This is a genomic window from Streptomyces sp. E-08 (assembly GCF_049913095.1).
In the GTDB taxonomy this organism is placed as follows: Bacteria; Actinomycetota; Actinomycetes; order Streptomycetales; family Streptomycetaceae; genus Streptomyces.
In genome coordinates this window covers 1383286-1399826 of the sequence record NZ_CP183971.1, presented here as the reverse complement: position 1 = coordinate 1399826, position 16541 = coordinate 1383286, and the positions used below count along the sequence as shown (strand labels likewise).

The window sequence follows — 16541 nt, the reverse complement described above, 5'->3', positions numbered from 1 at the left end:
CTGAGCACCTCCAGCTGTCTGTAAAAAATGTACAGGACGTACAGACCGTAAGATGAGGAGCATGACCTACGAGATCCCGGTGACGCAAGCGCGGGCTGAGCTCGCCGACCTCATCAACCGCGTCGTCTACGGCGGCGAACGCGTCGTCGTCACCCGCCACGGGAAGCCGCTCGTCGCCCTGGTCTCCGCCGCTGACCTGGAGGAACTGGAGGCGGCCGAGAAGCCCGCGGACGAGCAGGTGGTCAGCTCGCTCTCCGGCCTCCACCCGGTCGACTCCGCTCCCGGCGAACAGCGCCGCTTCGGCATCGCCGCCCACCACCGCGAGCCCGGCGCCTCCTGACCGGCCCTCCCGGCGGGCATGAAGAAGCCGCGCACCCCCGTCCGCTACAGCGGGGGTACGCGGCCGTTCTCGGGTGCGGGCCTCAGCCCACCGGCACGGGCGCGGGGGCCCGCTCGGGTGCGGGGGCCGCGTCCGCTCGGCGCCGGGCGCCCAGCGCGGTCGCGGCCAGGCCCGCCGCCGCCCAGAGGGAGAGGACGAGGAGCGGGCCGCCCGCCGCCGCGCCGTCGAAGGCGGACACCGACCGGAGGGCCGAGCCCGCGGCGCCCGGCGGCAGCCACTGGCCGAGCGCGCCCACGCCGGTGGGCAGCAGTTCCGGCGCGCTCGACATCCCCGAGAACGCGTTGCCGAGCAGGATCGTCAGGGCGGCCGCGAGCCCGAAGCCGGGCTTCCCGAGGAGCGTGGCGAGCCCCGCGAAGGCCGAGCCGATCGCCAGGACGGTCAGGCCGAGGACCCCGGCCTCGGCCCACCAGCCGCCGTTCAGCGCGCCGAGCCAGCTGTCGGCGAGCGCCGCGCCCACGAGCCCCGCGAGCGCCGACGCGCCCACCAGGACCGCCGCGGCGCGTGCGCCGCGCAGGCCGAGCAGGACCGTGACGACGCCCGTGGCCGCTCCGGCGAGGGCCAGGGGCAGCAGACTCGCGCCGAGCACGGCGCCGCGCGGGTCGCCCGCCGGTGCCGCGACCACGTCCGTCACCGTGACCGGTGCCCCCGCCGGGGCCTGCGCGGCCACCGCCTCGCGCAGCAGTCCGGCCACGACGGGGCTCCCGGCCGAGGCCGTCAGGAGTTCCGTGCCGCCCGGGGTGACGACCATGGCTCCGTATACGTCGCGGTCCTCGATCGCGGCCCGGGCGGCGCCGGCGTCCGCGTAACGGTGGACCTCGAAGGCCCCGTCGTGCCGTCCGAGCTCCCGCTCGACCCCGTCGGCCGCGGTGGCGGGCCCGGCCACGCCGATCGGCAGGTCGCGCGGGGCGATGCGGGCGGCGGGCCAGGCGAAGACCGCGAGGACGAGGGCGGCGACGACGGGTATCAGCACGAGGACCGCGAGGGCTCTGCGCCCCGCGGCGGCCGAGGGGGCGGTGGCGGCGGACATGACGGCCTCGATTCAAAGAGAAGGATCGTTCGTTTTAGGTCGGCCCCAGCGTGCGCCGCCCCTCGGGAGTTGTCAAGAATGAACATTCGTTTTAGGTTCTGGTCATGGCACGTGTCTCCCAGGAACACCTCGACGCCCGGCGGCGCCAGATCCTCGACGGCGCCGCGCGCTGCTTCGCCCGCAACGGCTTCCACGCCACGTCCATGCAGGACGTGCTCGCGGAGGTGGGCCTGTCCGCGGGCGCGGTCTACCGCTACTTCCGCGGCAAGGAGGAGCTGATCGGGGCCATCGCGACCGAGGCCTTCACCTCGATCCGCGGCGCCTTCGAGGAGGCCTCCCGCGCCACGCCGCCGCCCACCCCCGACGTCCTCCTCGGTGCGGTCCTCCGGCTCTTCCTGGAGGAGCGGGTCGAGGGTGCCGACCGGCAGGCCTTCGCGCGCCTGATCATCCAGGTGTGGACCGAGACCCTGCGCAACGAGGAGCTGGCCGCGACCCTCTCCGAGGGCTACGACGGCATGCGGGTCGCCTGGACGAGGCTCGTGACCGCCTATCGCGAGAGCGGCCTGCTGCTCGCGGACGTCCCTTCCGACCATGTGGCACGCACCCTCATCGCCACCGCCCAGGGTTTCATCGCCCAGCAGGCGCTCTTCGGCGACGTGGCGGTCGAGGTCCTGGAGGACGGTCTGCGTGGCCTGATGTCGATGTCCGTGCCGGACGGCACTCCTCCGGTTCGATGATCATGAGATCGCAAAGCCGGAGTTAACGAGCCGGAAAAACTTCCGCCCTAACGTGCAATGTCTGGCCGCGCACCGCATCTTCGCAGTTCAACAAAGTGTTGACGGTCGGTAGGGTCCGCAGCTGTCCGGGTCCCGTCCCGGTCGACGACTGTGAGGTGGAAGAGTGCAACTGAGCCCGCACGAGCAGGAGCGCCTGCTCATCCATGTGGCGGCCGACGTGGCCGAGAAGCGCCGGGCCCGCGGTGTGCGGCTCAACCACCCCGAGGCCGTCGCGCTCCTCACGTCCCACATCCTGGAAGGCGCCCGGGACGGCCGCACCGTCGCGGAGCTGATGGCCTCCGGGCGCAAGGTGCTCACCCGTGACGAGGTCATGGACGGCATCCCGGAGATGATCCACGACGTCCAGGTCGAGGCCACCTTCCCGGACGGCACCAAGCTCGTCACCGTCCACGACCCCATCATCTGAGCGGCGGCCGACGATGATCCCCGGAGAGATCCTGTACGCGGACGGCCCCGTCGCCCTCAACGAGGGGCGCCCCGTCACCCGTCTGAGCGTGCTCAACGCCGCCGACCGGCCCGTCCAGGTCGGCTCCCACTACCACTTCGCCGAGGTCAACCCCGGCCTGGAGTTCGACCGCGCCGCCGCCCACGGGCGGCGGCTGCACATCGCCGCCGGAACTGCCGTCCGCTTCGAGCCCGGCATCCCCGTCGAGGTCGAGCTCGTGCCGATCGCCGGCCGCCGGATCGTCCCCGGCCTGCGCGGCGAGACCGCCGGCCCCCTCGACACCGCCGGCCCCCTCGACACCGCCGCCTCCTCCGGCACCACCGAACAGGACAAGGACGGCGACCGTGCCTGACCTCCACCGCGCCGTCTACGCCGACCTGTTCGGCCCCACCACCGGCGACCGCATCCGGCTCGCCGACACCGACCTCCTCGTCGAGATCGAGGAGGACCGCTGCGGCGGCCCCGGCCGCGCCGGCGAGGAAGCCGTCTTCGGCGGCGGCAAGGTCGTGCGGGAGTCCATGGGCCAGGCCCGGACCACCCGCGCCGAGGGCGCCCCCGACACCGTCATCACCGGCGCCGTGGTCATCGACCACTGGGGCGTCGTCAAGGCGGACATCGGCATCCGGGACGGCCGGATCACCGCCCTCGGCAAGGCCGGCAACCCCGACACCATGGACGGGGTCCATCCCGACCTCGTCATCGGCCCCGAGACCGAGATCATCGTCGGCAACGGCCGGATCGTCACCGCCGGGGCCGTCGACACCCACGTCCACTTCATCTCGCCGACCGTCGTCGAGCAGGCCCTCGCCACCGGTGTGACCACCCTCGTCGGCGGCGGCACCGGACCGGCCGAGGGCACCAAGGCGACCACGATCACGCCCGGCCCCTGGCACATGGCCCGGATGTTCGAGGCCCTGGACACCTTCCCCGTCAACATCGGCCTGCTCGGCAAGGGCAACACGATGTCCCGGGAGGCGATGCACTCCCAGCTGCGCGGCGGCGCGCTCGGCTTCAAGATCCACGAGGACTGGGGTGCCACCCCCGCCGTCATCGACGCCTGCCTGAGCGTCTGCGAGGAGACGGGCGCCCAGCTCGCCATCCACACCGACACCCTGAACGAGGCGGGTTTCGTCGGCGACACCCTCGCCGCCATCGCCGGACGCACGATCCACGCGTACCACACCGAGGGCGCCGGCGGCGGGCACGCCCCCGACATCATCACGGTCGTCTCCGAGCCGTACGTGCTGCCCAGCTCGACCAACCCGACCCGGCCGCACACCGTCAACACCATCGAGGAACACCTCGACATGCTGATGGTCTGCCACCACCTCAACCCGGCCGTCCCCGAGGACCTCGCCTTCGCGGAGTCCCGCATCCGGCCCTCCACGATCGCCGCCGAGGACGTCCTCCACGACCTGGGGGCCATCTCGATCATCTCCTCCGACTCCCAGGCCATGGGCCGGATCGGCGAGGTGATCATGCGGACCTGGCAGACCGCCCACGTCATGAAGAAGCGCCGCGGCGCCCTGCCCGGCGACGGCGCCGCCGACAACCACCGGGCCCGCCGCTACGTCGCCAAGTACACGATCAACCCCGCCGTCGCCCAGGGCATGGACCACCTCGTCGGTTCCGTCGAGCCCGGCAAGCTCGCCGACCTGGTCCTCTGGGAGCCCGCCTTCTTCGGTGTGAAGCCGCTCGTCGTCGTCAAGGGCGGCCAGATCGCGTACGCGCAGATGGGCGACGCCAACGCCTCCATCCCCACCCCGCAGCCGATCCTGCCCCGCCCGATGTTCGGCGCGCTGGGCCGTGCCGCGGCGGCCGGTTCGGTCAACTTCGTCGCCCGGGCGGCGATCGAGGACGACCTGCCGCGGAGGCTCGGGGTGCACAAGGAGTTCGTCCCCATCGGCTCCACCCGGCGGGTCACCAAGGCCGACATGCGCGAGAACGACGCCCTGCCCCGGGTCGAGGTCGACGCCGACACCTTCTCGGTCAGCATCGACGGCGAGACGGTCGAACCGGCCCCGGCCGCCGAACTGCCCATGGCCCAGCGTTACTTCCTCTTCTGATGTCGCGCGCGACCCTCCTCGTGCTCGCCGACGGGCGATTCCCCGCCGGCGGGCACGCCCACTCCGGCGGCGCCGAGGCCGCCGTCCGGGCCGGCCGCATCAATGACGCCGCCGGCCTGGAGTCCTTCTGCCGGGGCCGCCTGCACACCACGGGCCTCACCGCCGCGGCGCTCGCCGCCGGAGCCGCGCACGGACTCGACCCGTACGAGCTCGACGCGGCGGCCGACGCCCGTACCCCCTCACCGGCCCTGCGAGCCGCCGCCCGCAGACTCGGCCGACAGCTGATGCGGGCCGCCCGCGCCACCTGGCCGGGCCCCGAACTCGACGCGCTCGCCGCCGCGTTCCCGCGCGGCGCCCACCAGCCCGTCGTCCTCGGCACCGCAGCCCGCGGTGCCGGACTCGGCCCCGAGGACGCGGCCCACTGCGTCGCGTACGAGACGGTCGGCGGACCGGCGACCGCCGTCGTCCGCCTCCTCGGCCTCGACCCCTATCAGGCCACCGCCGTCCTCGCCCGCCTCGCACCCGAGATGGACCGGGTGGCCGAGCGCGCCGCCGCGGCCGCGCGGGAGGGGATCGACGCCCTGCCCGCCGCCTCCGCGCCGCTGCTCGACCTCACGGCCGAACAGCACGCGGCCTGGCCCGTCCGCCTCTTCGCCTCCTGAGACCCCTGGAGCCCACCCGTGCACCTCGACCACGCCCACACCCACCACGGCGCCGTCTCCGCCGACGCCCACCGCCCCGACGGCACCCGCCGCGCGCTGCGCATCGGGCTCGGCGGACCGGTCGGCTCCGGCAAGACCGCCACCGTCGCCGCCCTCTGCCGGGACCTGCGCGACACCCTCTCCCTCGCCGTCGTCACCAACGACATCTACACCCGCGAGGACGCCGAGTTCCTGCTCCGCAACGCCGTCCTGCCGCCCGAGCGCATCCAGGCCGTGGAGACCGGGGCCTGCCCGCACACCGCCATCCGCGACGACATCTCCGCCAACCTGGAGGCCGTCGAGGACCTGGAGGACACCGTCGGACCGCTCGACCTGATCCTCGTCGAGTCCGGCGGCGACAACCTCACCGCCACCTTCTCCAAGGGACTCGTCGACGCCCAGATCTTCGTCATCGACGTGGCCGGCGGCGACGACATCCCCCGCAAGGGCGGCCCCGGCGTCACCACCGCCGACCTCCTCGTGATCAACAAGACCGACCTCGCCCCGCACGTCGGATCCGACCTGGAGCGGATGGCCCACGACGCCAAGGACCAGCGCGGCGAACTGCCCGTCGCGTTCACCTCCCTGCGCGGCGAGAACGGTGTCGCCCCCGTCGCCGACTGGGTCCGGGCACAGCTCGCGGCGTGGACCGCGTGAGCCTGCGCGCCACCGCCCGGATCGCCGCCGACGCCGACGGCGGGCTGCCGCTCCTGGTGAGCGACGGCCCCCTCGCCCTGCGCCGCACCCGGGCCGCCGGACCTCACACCCGGGTCACCGTGGTCGGGGCGATGAGCGCCCCGCTCGGCGGCGACCGGCTCGCGATCGAGACCGAGGTACGGGACGGGGCCCGGCTCCAGGTCGACTCGGCCGCCGCCACCCTCGCCCTGCCCGGCCGGAGCGCCGACCCCGCCACGTACGACGTCCGGATCTCCGTCGGCGAGGCGGCGGTGCTGCGCTGGCTGCCGGAGCAGCTCGTCTCCGCCGCCGGCTCGCACCTGCGGATGCGCACCACCGTCGACCTCGCCCCCACGGCACGGCTCGTCCTCCGCGAGGAGCAGGTCCTCGGCCGGCACGGCGAGGAGCCCGGCACCCTCGTCACCCGCCTCACCGTCCGCCGCGCCGGACGCCCGCTGCTCGACCAGGAGCTGGCCTTCGGGCCCGGCGCGCCCGGCGGCTGGGACGGCGGGGCGGTCCTCGGGGGCCACCGGGCGACCGGACAACTCCTCGTCGTCGACCCGGCGTTCGCCGAGAAGCCGGTGGAGACGCGGCTGTACGGGGAGAACGCCGTGGTCGGCCCGCTCGCCGGGCCCGCCGCCCTCGTCACCGCCGTCGCCCCGGACGCGCTCACGCTGCGCCGCGTCCTCGACGAAGCACTTGCCGGACTTGCCCCGTTCTGACCGTCTCCATGTGTTCACCGCTCAGCGGTACACCGCTCACCGGTTATTGGTTCGGCAAAGAAACAGGCGTTCGCTCTATCATCGTGAGCCCCAAGGACGAAAGGATCCCCCGGACACACAGACTCCTTCTGGGGGAGGACCATTGAGACGCACAGCAGTGCTCGGTTCGGCCGGCACTCTGATAGCGGGCACGCTCATGGCGACCGCGCTCGCGGCGCCCACGGCCGGTGCCGCCACCGGCCATGACCGGGACGACGAGGCGCGAGGCGCGGCCGTCGCCGCCGCCCGGGCCGCGCAGGCCGGCATCGACTGGCAGGACTGCCCGGCCGACTGGGGCCTGGAGAAGCCGATCCAGTGCGGCTGGGTCACCGTCCCGGTCGACTACGCCGAGCCCAACGGCAAGAAGATCAAGATCGCGGTGGACCGCGCCAAGTCCACCGGCACCGCGGGCGAGCGCCAGGGCGCGCTGCTCTACAACCCCGGCGGCCCCGGCGGCTCCGGCCTGCGCTTCCCGCGCCGGGTCACCACCAAGAGCGCGCTCTGGGTGAACACCGCGAAGGCGTACGACTTCGTGGGCTTCGACCCGCGCGGTGTCGGCCACTCGGCGCCCATCTCCTGCGTCGACCCGACCGAGTTCGTCAAGGGCCCCAAGGCGGACCCGGTGCCGGACAGCGAGGCGGACAAGCTCGCCCAGCGCAAGCTGGCCGCCGAGTACGCCAAGGGCTGCGCCGAGAAGAGCGGCGACATGCTGCCCTACATGACGACGCGCAACACCGCCCGTGACCTCGATGTCATCCGGGCCGCGCTCGGCGAGAAGAAGCTCAACTTCATCGGCGTCTCCTACGGCACCTACCTGGGCGCCGTCTACGGCACGCTGTACCCGACCCACGTGCGTCGCATGATCGTCGACAGCGTGGTCAACCCGGCGAAGAGCAACATCTGGTACCAGGCCAACCTGGAGCAGGACATCGCCTTCGAGGGTCGCCTCAAGGACTGGATGAACTGGGTCGCCCAGAACGACGCCACCTACCACCTCGGGGACACCCTCGCGGAGGTCCAGCAGCAGTGGGTGACCCTGCGCGCCGCCGCCAAGAAGGCGCCGCTGGGCGGCAAGGTCGGACCGGCCGAGCTCATCGGCTTCTTCCAGAGCGCTCCGTACTACGACTCCTCGTGGGCCCCGGTCGCGGAGGCCTGGAGCGCGTACGCCGCCGGTGACCCGCAGCCGCTCATCGACGGGGCCGCCGCCGACCTCACCGACACCGCCGGCAACGCCGCGTCGGAGAACGGCAACGCCGTCTACACCGCCGTCGAGTGCGCCGACGCGCCCTGGCCGACGAGCTGGAACAGGTGGAACCGGGACAACTCCCGCCTCCACGAGCAGTACCCGTTCATGACCTGGGCGAACGCCTGGATGAACCTGCCGTGCGCCACCTGGTCCGGGCCTTCGCAGAAGCCGACCCAGGTCAAGACCGGCAAGGGCCTTCCGCCCGTGCTCATCGTCCAGTCCGAGCGTGACGCGGCCACGCCGTACGCCGGCGCGGTCGAGCTGCACAAGCGCTTCAAGGGCTCGCGTCTCATCACCGAGAAGGACGCGGGTTCGCACGGTGTCACCGGTCTGGTGAACCCGTGCATCAACCCGAAGGTCGAGACGTACCTGCTGACCGGCAAGGTCGACGCGACGGACCAGACGTGCGCCCCGCACGCCACTCCGAAGCCGTAACACCGCCCGGGACCGGGTGAGGGAGGGGCGGGCCGTCCGACGGCCCGCCCCTTCCGCCGTCAGCGCGAGGCCAGCCAGGCGTCCTCGGCCGCGTAGTCGAAGAAGTCCACCCCGTACTTCGCGAGACCCGGGAAGGCCTCGCGCCATTCACGGCCCTCCAGATGTCCGGCCAGCCAGTCGACCGTCGCGGGCAGCGACGCGGCGTACGACACCACCGGCCGGTAGCCCAGCTCCCGTTCGGCCGCCGTCATGTCGTAGACGACGGGGTGCGGCGCGGTCCACGGGGTGAGCCCCACCCCGTCCTCCGCCGGTGCCCCCTCGATCAGCACCGTCTCGCTCTTCACCCCCAGGACGGCGTCGATCGCCGCCCCGATCTCCGCCACCGTCGGCGCCTCCGGGTCGGCGCCGTTCAGCACGCGGCTGCCCGGGGCCGCCGCCGCGAGCCGGACGAGCTCGGCCAGGTTGTCCACGTGCGCCGGATGGAACCGCGAGGTGCCCCCGTACGACAGGAGGCGCACCGGCCTTCCGTCGAGTGCCCGCTTCACGAACCACAGCTCGCGCGGCCCCGGGCAGTACGGGCCGTGGATCGCGCCCGCCCGCAGCAGGGTCGTCGGCAGCGCGTCGCCCGCCGCCAGCAGCTCCCGCTCCAGGGCGATCTTCCGCGTGCCGTACGTGGTGTCGCCGGGCGCGACCGTCCGCCAGTCCTCCGCGACCGGCACCGGGAAGGCGGGAAAGCCGTCCGGCTGGTCCTGGGTGTCGAAGCTGCGGCCCCGCTCGTCCTCGTAGACCGCACCGCTCGACACCACCACCGCCGAGCCGATCCGGTCGGCGAGCCCGGTCAACTGCCGTCCGTGTCCACCGTCGTAGGCGACGATGTCCACGAGCACGTCCGTGCCCGCGCCGAGCGCCTCCGCCAGCGCGCCCTCCTCGTTCCGGTCGAACCGGACCGAGCGGACCTCCTCCGGCCACCTCTCGTCCCTCGCGCCGCCCCGCGAGGCGGCCGTCACCTCCCAGCCGTCCGCGACGAGCGCCCGCACGGCCGCCCGTCCCACCTGTCCCGTCGCACCCAGCACGAACGCGTTTCCCTTGGTCATGAGGAGGACGCTAGAGGGGCGCAGGGCGCCGGCCCAGGGGATTGCGCCGTGCGCGGATCCGCCCTCGGCGTCACCCGCGCGGGAACTATTCCGCCGCGTCGCCGCCGGACTCCGCGGCCTTCACCACCGCCGCGTACTCGTCCACGTACTCCTGTCCCGACAGGCGCAGGATCTCGTACATGATCTCGTCCGTCACCGCGCGGACCACGGCCTTCTCCCCGGCCGACCCGGCGAACCGGGAGAAGTCCAGCGGCTCCCCGAACCGGATGGTCACCCTGCGGATCCTCGGCACGACCTTCCCCGGCGGCTGGATCTCGAAGGTCCCCACCATCGCGCAGGGCACCACCGGGACGCCGGCGGTCAGCGCCATCACCGCCACCCCCACCTTGCCCTTGTACAGCCGTCCGTCGTGCGAGCGCGTCCCCTCGGGATAGATCCCGAGGAGTTCGCCGCGGCCGAGGACGCCGAGCCCCTCCCGGATCGCCGCCTTCCCGGCCTCCTTCCCCGACCGGTCCACCGGGATCTGCCCGGCGGCCCGGAAGAAGGCGGCCGTCAGCCGGCCCTTGAGACCCGGCCCGGTGAAGTACTCCTGCTTCGCGAGGAAGGTGATCCGCCGGTCCAGGACGACCGGCATCAGGAAGTGGTCCGAGAAGGAGAGGTGATTGCCCGCCACGATCGCGGCCCCGTCCTCCGGGATGTGTTCGAGCCCCTCGATCCGCGGCCGGAACAGCAGCCTGAGGAGCGGTCCGAGCAGGACGTGCTTCATCAGCTGGTAGAACACGCGCGACCCCCGTTCGACGTCCGTCACGCCCGTTGTATCCCCCCGCGGGCCCGTGGTCCACTGGTGGAGGAGCGTCACATGACAGGCGAGCGCGGGGTCAGGCGCCCCGGCCGCGTCCTCACCGCGCTGCTGTGCGCGCTGACGGCGGCCGGGCTGTACGGCTGCTCCGGCACGCGCCCGCCGGAGCCGAGCCCCACGCCGACGCCCGCGCCCGCCACACCCACCGCCCCCACGAGTCCCGCGACCCCCACGGCGCCCGCCGGCCTCTCGCCCTTCACGGGGCTCCCCGCGCGGTCCGCCCCCGTCCTGGCCGTCAAGATCGACAACGTGGCGGCGGCCCGCCCCCACACCGGCCTCGGCGCGGCCGACCTCGTCTACGTCGAACAGGTCGAGGGCGGGGTGACCCGGCTCCTGGCCGTCTACTCCTCACACCTCCCCGAACTCACCGGACCCGTCCGCAGCGCCCGCGAGTCCGACATCGCGCTGCTCGGCGACTTCGGCCGCCCGGTCCTCGCCTACTCCGGAGCCCAGTCCGCCCTGAACCCGCTGCTCCGGGCCGCGCCCCTCGACCTCGTCACCGAGAGCACCACGCCCCGGGCCTTCCGGCGCTCCGCCGACCGGCCCGCCCCGCACAACCTCTACCTGCGCCCCGGCCGCGCCCTCGCCGCCGCCCCCGGGGCCGGCGACGCCCGCGACATCGGTTTCCGCTTCGGGGCCGCCCCGCCCGGCGGCACCCCCGTCACGACCTCGACCGTCCGCTTCCCGGCGGCCCGCTACACCTTCACCTGGTCCGCCGCCGACCGCGCCTGGCGGGTGGCCATGGACGGCCGCGAGGCCCGTGCCACCGACACGGGCCCGCTCGCCCCGGAGACGGTCGTCGTCCAGCGCGTGACGATCCGGCCCTCCCGGTTCCACGACCGGCTCGGCTCGGTCTCCCCGTACAGCGAGACCGTCGGCAGCGGCACCGCGCTCGTGCTGCGCGACGGCCGCGCGTACGAGGCCCGCTGGTCGCGCCCGTCGGCCGGCTCCGGCACCACGTTCACCACCCCGGACGCAGCGCCCCTGCCCTTCGCCACGGGCCAGGTCTGGATCGTCCTGGCCCCGAAGGGCTAGGGGTCCCGCGCCGCCGATCAGACCGGGTTCGCGGCGTGGTCGACACGACACCCCCTGGGCCCACGAGCGGTCAGCGGCGCCCGCCCAGGTCCAGGCGGTCGGCCAGGCCGGCCGACGCGAAGGCCGCGATCAGGTCGTCGGCGCCCTCCGTGAAGTGGGCCCAGCTGTCGTAGTGGACGGGGACGACCCGGCGGGCGCCGAGGATCCCGGCGGCCTCGGCGGCCTGGGCGCTGTCCAGGACGATCGTCTCGCCGCCGAAGAGCACGGAGAAGCGGGGCGCGCCGGCGAACAGGACGGCGGTGTCGACCGGGGCGAAGCGCGCGGCGATCTCCTTGACCACGTCGAGCGAGGCGTTGTCGCCGCTGACGTAGACCGTGGGCAGTCCTTCCCCGGTCAGGACGAAGCCGACGACCTGACCGGTGACCGGCTCGATCTCCTCGCGGGCGCCGGGACCGTGGAGGGCGGGCACCCCGGTGACGGTGACGGTGCCGCCGCCGGGGCGGTCGAGCTCGACGGACTCCCAGTCGGCCAGCCCCCGGGCCCCGGCCCCGAGGCGCCGCCCGCCGCCCGGGGTGGTGAGGGTGAGCGGTACGTCGGCGAGCAGGGCCCGGCCCGAGGCGTCGAGGTTGTCGGGGTGCTCGTCGTGGGAGAGCAGGACCACGTCGACGCGTCCCAGGTCGGCGGGGGTGCCGCTGGAGGGCTCGGTCTTGACCAGGAGGCCGCCCGGCACCGGGTAGTCGCCGGGGGCGTCGAAGGTCGGGTCGGTCAGGAAGCGCAGGCCGCCGTACTCGAAGAGGGCGGTGGGGCCGCCGAAGACGCGGACGGGGAGACGGTCGCCGGCGGGGCTGGTGGCAGACATCGGGCACCTCACGGATGGAGAGCTGTTGATCCGTGAACCGTAGGTGCTTCTCACGGATCACCGCAACCCGTACCATGAGAATCATGAACGAGTCCGTGACCGCCGAACCGCCCCCGGACGCCCCCGGAGGCGACACGCCGCCCGCCGCACCCGGCGCCGAGCAGTACCCGGCCCTCGACCTCGCCAACAGCCTGATCGTCGCGCCCGGCGGGCACCGCACCGATCTCCTCGGCACGCCCGCCGCCGCGGAACAGTGGCTCGTCCGGCACGGCCTCGCCCCGGCCGGCACCGGCATGGCCGACCTGTGCGCCGCCCTGCTGCGCTCCCTGCGCGACCACGTCCGCGCGCTGCTGGCCGCCCACGTCGCCGGTCTGCCCGCCCCCGCCGAGTCGCTGGCCGCCGTCAACGAGGCGCTCACCCGGGCGCCCTGCGCCGCGCTGCTCCACTGGGACCCGGCCCGGGGCCTGTACCGCGAGGCGTCCCACCCCGTCACCCAGATCGTCGAGCACGCCCTCGCGGTACTCGCCGCCGACACCGCGGACCTGCTCACCGGCCCCGACGCCGAACGCCTCACCGCGTGCGGCTCCACGCCCTGCAACCGCTATCTGCTGCGCCACGGCCGCCGCCACTGGTGCTCGGTCCGCTGCGGCGACCGCGCCCGCGCCGCCCGCGCCTACGCCCGCCGCACCGGGGCCGCGACGAACTGAACCGGCAGTCCCCTCAGGGGCCCGCGGGCCCCTGAGGCCGGGGGCGGGGAGGAGGGGGCGAGGGTACGGCGCTGTCGGCAGCCGCCATCCCGATCGTCGCCACGACCAGCACCACCAGGCCGAACCAGAGCCAGCCGCTGCTGCCGAGCGCGACCGTGTAGGCCGTCGTCAGCAGCAGCGCGGCGCAGGTGAGCACCGTCATCGTCTTCGTGGGACCGGACATCAGCCCGCCTCCTCCCGACCGGGGCCGCGGAAGCCGTCCAGCCCATCGTGACCCCGCGAGAGGGGCGCGCGCTACTCCCTGGACGCTCCGGCGTGCGCCGGAACGCGAACCCGGGCCGGTCGGCCGGCCCGGGACATGGTCCGGCGGCGGCCGGGACGCCGGCCCGGACACGCGAACCGGGTCCGGCGCCGCGAGCGGCACCGGACCCGGAGGTGGTCCATGGAGGGACGGCGTCAGCGGCTCCGCGTCTGGAGCGAGGCCAGATACGCGTTGTACGCCTCCAGCTCCTTGTCGCCGTCCCGGTCCGCGGCCCGGTCCTTGCGGACCGCCTGCCGCTGCTCGGAGTGGTACCACTGGTAGACCAGCGCGATCAGCACCAGCACGGACGGGATCTCGCTGAACGCCCAGGCGATGCCGCCCGCCGCGTTCTGGTCGGTGAGGGCGTCGATCCCGAGCGAGGCCGGCGGGTTCTTGTACGCCTCCACCAGCGGCTGCGTCGCCATCATCATCGCGATGCCGAAGAACGCGTGGAACGGCATGCCCGCGAACAGCTCCAGCATCCGCATCACGTACCCCGGCCGGTGCGGACCCGGGTCCACGCCCATGATCGGCCAGAAGAAGATCAGGCCCACCATCAGGAAGTGCACCATCATGCCGATGTGACCGGCCTTCGAGCCCATCAGGAAGTCGAAGAGCGGTGAGAAGTACAGCCCGTACAGGCTCGCGATGAACATGGAGATCGTGAACGCCGGGTGCGTGATCACCCGCATGTACCGGCTGTGCAGCAGCTTCAGGAGCAGCTCGCGCGGGCCCGTCGAACCCCGGCCCGCCACCGGCAGCGCCCGCAGCGCGAGGGTCACCGGCGCGCCGAGCAGCAGCAGGATCGGCGACAGCATGGAGATCACCATGTGCTGCACCATGTGCACGCTGAACATGACCATGCCGTAGTCGTTGAGCTTGGTGCACATCATCAGCGCGACCGACAGCACGCCGACCGTGAACAGCACCGTCCGGCTCACCGGCCACGCGTCACCGCGCCGCCGCAGGCGCGCCACGCCCCACCCGTACAGACCGAGCGCCGCCAGGCATCCGATCAGGAAGAAGAGGTCGGGAGAGAACTCCAGGCCCCGCCCCAGCGTGAACGGCGGCAGATCCGTGGTCATGCCGTGCCCGCTGTGATCCATCCGTACACTCCTGGAGCCCGATTCGCGCTTGTTGTCCGCACCAGACTAGAACCGCCCCCGGCCGCGACTGCGACCGGGGGCGGTTGTGACGTCCGCGGGTCGTCAGAGCACGCACTCCGCCTCGGCGTACCGGTCGGCCGGAACCGTCTTGAGGGTCTCCACGGCCTGGGCCAGCGGAACCATCGTGATCTCCGTGCCGCGCAGCGCCGTCAGCATGCCGAACTCGCCGCGGTGCGCCGCCTCCACCGCGTGCCAGCCGAAGCGGGTCGCGAGGACGCGGTCGTACGCGGTGGGCGTGCCGCCGCGCTGGACGTGGCCGAGGATGACCGGGCGGGCCTCCTTGCCGAGGCGCCGCTCCAGCTCCACGGAGAGCTGGTTGGCGATGCCGGTGAAGCGCTCGTGGCCGTAGATGTCCGTGCCGGCGGTCTTGAAGTCCATCGAACCCTCGGCCGGCTTCGCGCCCTCGGCGACGACCACGATCGCGAACCGCTTGCCGGCCTCGAAGCGCTCGCCGACCCGGGAGGTCAGCTCGTCGATGTCGAAGGGGCGCTCGGGGACGACCACGGCGTGGGCGCCGGCGGCCATGCCGGAGTGCAGCGCTATCCAGCCCGTGTGGCGGCCCATGACCTCGACGACGAGGACCCGCTGGTGGGACTCGGCGGTGGTCTTCAGCCGGTCGAGGGCCTCGGTGGCGACGGTGACGGCCGTGTCGAAGCCGAAGGTGACGTCGGTGGAGGCGATGTCGTTGTCGATCGTCTTCGGCACGCCGACGATCGGGAGCCCCGCCTCGGAGAGCAGGTTCGCCGCCTTGAGGGTGCCCTCGCCGCCGATCGGGATGATGGCGTCGAGGCCGAGGTCCGCGACGTGGCCCCTGGCCCGCTCGACGCCGCCGACGAGGTGCGCGGGCTGGACCCGCGAGGAGCCGAGGATGGTGCCGCCCCGGGCCAGGATGCCGCCCACCGCGTCGAGATCGAGCTTGCGGTAGTCGCACTCCAGGAGGCCCTTCCACCCATCGTGGAAGCCGATGACCTCGTCGCCGTGGTCGACGACGGCGCGGTGCACGACGGAACGGATGACAGCGTTCAGACCGGGGCAGTCTCCGCCGGAGGTGAGCACGCCAATGCGCATAGCCCAAAAACCTTTGCAACGTGGGCCGACTCCCGGACCACGTCGTCCGGCTGGATCCCCGCCACCCTATCGCCGCAGGGTGGCGGGGCCGAACCGGATGTCCGCACAGTGGACAACGTACGTTCGTACGAGGGACCGCCGGCGGTGCGCGGATTGACTCAGGCGGGCTGCGTGGCCGCCGCGATGCGCTCGGCGCGCAGCGCCTCGTACCAGCGGTCGTCGGTCGGCGGCAGCGCGTTCACGTCGAGGGCCAGCTTCAGGAGCAGGTCCGCGATCTGCGGGTTCCGCGCCATGACGGGGCCGTGCATGTACGTGCCGAAGACGGTGTCGTTGTACGCGCCCTCGGTGCCGTCGCCGGTCCCGTTGCCGTTGCCGAAGACGGTCCGGGCGAACGGCCGGGCCGTCGGGCCGAGGTGGGTGATGCCCTGGTGGTTCTCGAAACCGGTGAGCTGGGGGAGGCCCAGGCGCGGGTCGATGTCCGCGAGGACGTCGCCGACGCAGCGGGCTCCCTCGCCGCGGGTCGAGATCACGTCGATGAGCCCGAGGCCGGCCTCGCGCTCGCCGAGGTCGTTGATGAACTCGTGGCCCAGGATCTGGTACCCGGCGCAGACCGAGAAGATGATCGCGCCGTTGGAGGCGGCCCGGCTCAGGCCGCCGTCCCGCCGCAGCCGCTCGGCCGCGAGCCGCTGCGGACGGTCCTCGCCGCCGCCGATCAGGTAGATGTCGCCCGAGGTCGGCACCGGCTGGTCGCTGCGGACGTCGACGCGCTCGACGCTGAGGCCGCGCTGTTCGGCACGGCGCTGGACGACGAGGACGTTGCCCTGGTCGCCGTAGGTGCTGAGCAGGTCCGGGTAGACCCAGACCAGGCGCAGGCTGCTGTCACTCATGCTGCATGTCCT

19 protein-coding genes are annotated in these 16541 nt (G+C 73.3%); 11 read left to right on the top strand and 8 right to left on the bottom strand.

The annotated features are described in order from the left end of the window. Positions 1-61 precede the first annotated feature (61 nt). On the top strand, positions 62-340 hold the full coding sequence (locus ACN9MM_RS06350) for a type II toxin-antitoxin system Phd/YefM family antitoxin (RefSeq protein WP_225800649.1): 279 nt from the start codon (positions 62-64) through the stop codon (positions 338-340). Between the two features lie 82 nt (positions 341-422). On the opposite strand, the gene ACN9MM_RS06345 is transcribed toward ACN9MM_RS06350, so the two are convergent. Further along, on the bottom strand, positions 423-1427 hold the full coding sequence (locus ACN9MM_RS06345; protein ID WP_426362719.1) for an ABC transporter permease: 1005 nt from the start codon (positions 1425-1427) through the stop codon (positions 423-425). A gap of 104 nt (positions 1428-1531) precedes the next feature. Here ACN9MM_RS06345 and ACN9MM_RS06340 point away from each other — a divergent pair, with 104 nt between their 5' ends. From ACN9MM_RS06340 to ACN9MM_RS06305, 8 genes are all read left to right on the top strand, one after another. Beyond that, on the top strand, positions 1532-2164 hold the full coding sequence (locus ACN9MM_RS06340; RefSeq protein WP_426362718.1) for a TetR/AcrR family transcriptional regulator: 633 nt from the start codon (positions 1532-1534) through the stop codon (positions 2162-2164). 163 nt (positions 2165-2327) lie between these two features. Then, positions 2328-2630 carry an urease subunit gamma gene (locus ACN9MM_RS06335; RefSeq protein WP_383789426.1) on the top strand — a complete coding sequence of 101 codons (303 nt, stop codon included), beginning with the start codon at positions 2328-2330 and terminating at the stop codon, positions 2628-2630. A gap of 13 nt (positions 2631-2643) precedes the next feature. Further along, positions 2644-3021, top strand: a complete 378-nt coding sequence (locus tag ACN9MM_RS06330; protein ID WP_426362717.1) for an urease subunit beta — start codon at positions 2644-2646, stop codon at positions 3019-3021. Further along, a complete protein-coding gene (locus ACN9MM_RS06325) occupies positions 3014-4735 on the top strand; it encodes an urease subunit alpha (RefSeq protein WP_426362716.1) in 1722 nt (573 codons plus the stop codon). Before ACN9MM_RS06330 ends, ACN9MM_RS06325 begins: the two co-directional genes overlap by 8 nt. Continuing rightward, the gene (locus ACN9MM_RS06320) at positions 4735-5397 is read left to right on the top strand and encodes an urease accessory protein UreF (protein ID WP_426362715.1); all 663 of its coding nucleotides are present in this window, start codon (positions 4735-4737) and stop codon (positions 5395-5397) included. The genes ACN9MM_RS06325 and ACN9MM_RS06320 overlap by 1 nt, the downstream gene beginning before the upstream one ends. 18 nt (positions 5398-5415) lie before the next feature. After that, the gene (ureG, locus tag ACN9MM_RS06315; protein ID WP_426362714.1) at positions 5416-6093 is read left to right on the top strand and encodes an urease accessory protein UreG; all 678 of its coding nucleotides are present in this window, start codon (positions 5416-5418) and stop codon (positions 6091-6093) included. Then, entirely contained in the window at positions 6090-6833 is a 744-nt protein-coding gene (locus ACN9MM_RS06310; RefSeq protein ID WP_426368688.1) for an urease accessory protein UreD, read from the top strand. The genes ureG and ACN9MM_RS06310 overlap by 4 nt, the downstream gene beginning before the upstream one ends. Positions 6834-6975: 142 nt before the next feature. Beyond that, positions 6976-8553, top strand: a complete 1578-nt coding sequence (locus ACN9MM_RS06305; RefSeq protein ID WP_426362713.1) for an alpha/beta hydrolase — start codon at positions 6976-6978, stop codon at positions 8551-8553. Between the two features lie 59 nt (positions 8554-8612). Here ACN9MM_RS06305 and ACN9MM_RS06300 read toward each other — a convergent pair whose 3' ends face one another. Further along, a complete protein-coding gene (locus ACN9MM_RS06300) occupies positions 8613-9647 on the bottom strand; it encodes an NAD-dependent epimerase/dehydratase family protein (RefSeq protein WP_426362712.1) in 1035 nt (344 codons plus the stop codon). An 85-nt stretch (positions 9648-9732) separates the two neighbouring features. Beyond that, positions 9733-10413, bottom strand: coding sequence for a lysophospholipid acyltransferase family protein (locus ACN9MM_RS06295; RefSeq protein WP_382860981.1), 681 nt, complete (start codon positions 10411-10413; stop codon positions 9733-9735). Positions 10414-10506: 93 nt separating this feature from the next. Between ACN9MM_RS06295 and ACN9MM_RS06290 the strand changes: the two genes are divergently transcribed. After that, positions 10507-11541, top strand: coding sequence for a DUF3048 domain-containing protein (locus tag ACN9MM_RS06290; RefSeq protein ID WP_426362711.1), 1035 nt, complete (start codon positions 10507-10509; stop codon positions 11539-11541). A gap of 70 nt (positions 11542-11611) precedes the next feature. Here the strand turns inward: ACN9MM_RS06290 and ACN9MM_RS06285 are convergent, their stop codons facing one another. Next, the gene (locus tag ACN9MM_RS06285) at positions 11612-12400 is read right to left on the bottom strand and encodes an MBL fold metallo-hydrolase (protein ID WP_426362710.1); all 789 of its coding nucleotides are present in this window, start codon (positions 12398-12400) and stop codon (positions 11612-11614) included. Between the two features lie 83 nt (positions 12401-12483). On the opposite strand from ACN9MM_RS06285, the gene ACN9MM_RS06280 reads away from it, so the two are divergent. Then, positions 12484-13107: a CGNR zinc finger domain-containing protein gene (locus ACN9MM_RS06280; protein ID WP_426362709.1), complete on the top strand. Its 624-nt coding sequence runs from the start codon at positions 12484-12486 to the stop codon at positions 13105-13107. A 13-nt stretch (positions 13108-13120) separates the two neighbouring features. Here the strand turns inward: ACN9MM_RS06280 and ACN9MM_RS06275 are convergent, their stop codons facing one another. The 4 genes from ACN9MM_RS06275 to ACN9MM_RS06260 all read right to left on the bottom strand — a co-directional run bounded on the left by ACN9MM_RS06275 (position 13121) and on the right by ACN9MM_RS06260 (position 16529). Further along, complete coding sequence (locus ACN9MM_RS06275; protein WP_426368962.1) at positions 13121-13330, bottom strand: hypothetical protein; 210 nt, start codon at positions 13328-13330, stop codon at positions 13121-13123. A gap of 233 nt (positions 13331-13563) precedes the next feature. Beyond that, positions 13564-14514 carry a cytochrome c oxidase assembly protein gene (locus tag ACN9MM_RS06270; protein ID WP_426362708.1) on the bottom strand — a complete coding sequence of 317 codons (951 nt, stop codon included), beginning with the start codon at positions 14512-14514 and terminating at the stop codon, positions 13564-13566. Between the two features lie 102 nt (positions 14515-14616). Further along, positions 14617-15642: a 6-phosphofructokinase gene (locus tag ACN9MM_RS06265; RefSeq protein ID WP_426362707.1), complete on the bottom strand. Its 1026-nt coding sequence runs from the start codon at positions 15640-15642 to the stop codon at positions 14617-14619. A gap of 158 nt (positions 15643-15800) precedes the next feature. Further along, the gene (locus ACN9MM_RS06260; RefSeq protein ID WP_189803859.1) at positions 15801-16529 is read right to left on the bottom strand and encodes a type 1 glutamine amidotransferase; all 729 of its coding nucleotides are present in this window, start codon (positions 16527-16529) and stop codon (positions 15801-15803) included. Positions 16530-16541: the final 12 nt, after the last annotated feature.

Coding starts and splice junctions, on each gene's coding strand:
- ACN9MM_RS06265 (WP_426362707.1), bottom strand. CDS start 15,642: ATGCGCATTGGCGTGCTCACCTCCGGCGGAGACTGCCCCGGTCTGAAC.
- ACN9MM_RS06270 (WP_426362708.1), bottom strand. CDS start 14,514: ATGGATCACAGCGGGCACGGCATGACCACGGATCTGCCGCCGTTCACG.
- ACN9MM_RS06290 (WP_426362711.1), top strand. CDS start 10,507: ATGACAGGCGAGCGCGGGGTCAGGCGCCCCGGCCGCGTCCTCACCGCG.
- ACN9MM_RS06340 (WP_426362718.1), top strand. CDS start 1,532: ATGGCACGTGTCTCCCAGGAACACCTCGACGCCCGGCGGCGCCAGATC.
- ACN9MM_RS06295 (WP_382860981.1), bottom strand. CDS start 10,413: ATGAAGCACGTCCTGCTCGGACCGCTCCTCAGGCTGCTGTTCCGGCCG.
- ACN9MM_RS06320 (WP_426362715.1), top strand. CDS start 4,735: ATGTCGCGCGCGACCCTCCTCGTGCTCGCCGACGGGCGATTCCCCGCC.
- ACN9MM_RS06285 (WP_426362710.1), bottom strand. CDS start 12,400: ATGTCTGCCACCAGCCCCGCCGGCGACCGTCTCCCCGTCCGCGTCTTC.
- ACN9MM_RS06275 (WP_426368962.1), bottom strand. CDS start 13,330: ATGTCCGGTCCCACGAAGACGATGACGGTGCTCACCTGCGCCGCGCTG.
- ACN9MM_RS06330 (WP_426362717.1), top strand. CDS start 2,644: ATGATCCCCGGAGAGATCCTGTACGCGGACGGCCCCGTCGCCCTCAAC.
- ACN9MM_RS06345 (WP_426362719.1), bottom strand. CDS start 1,427: ATGTCCGCCGCCACCGCCCCCTCGGCCGCCGCGGGGCGCAGAGCCCTC.
- ACN9MM_RS06280 (WP_426362709.1), top strand. CDS start 12,484: ATGAACGAGTCCGTGACCGCCGAACCGCCCCCGGACGCCCCCGGAGGC.
- ACN9MM_RS06260 (WP_189803859.1), bottom strand. CDS start 16,529: ATGAGTGACAGCAGCCTGCGCCTGGTCTGGGTCTACCCGGACCTGCTC.
- ACN9MM_RS06350 (WP_225800649.1), top strand. CDS start 62: ATGACCTACGAGATCCCGGTGACGCAAGCGCGGGCTGAGCTCGCCGAC.
- ACN9MM_RS06300 (WP_426362712.1), bottom strand. CDS start 9,647: ATGACCAAGGGAAACGCGTTCGTGCTGGGTGCGACGGGACAGGTGGGA.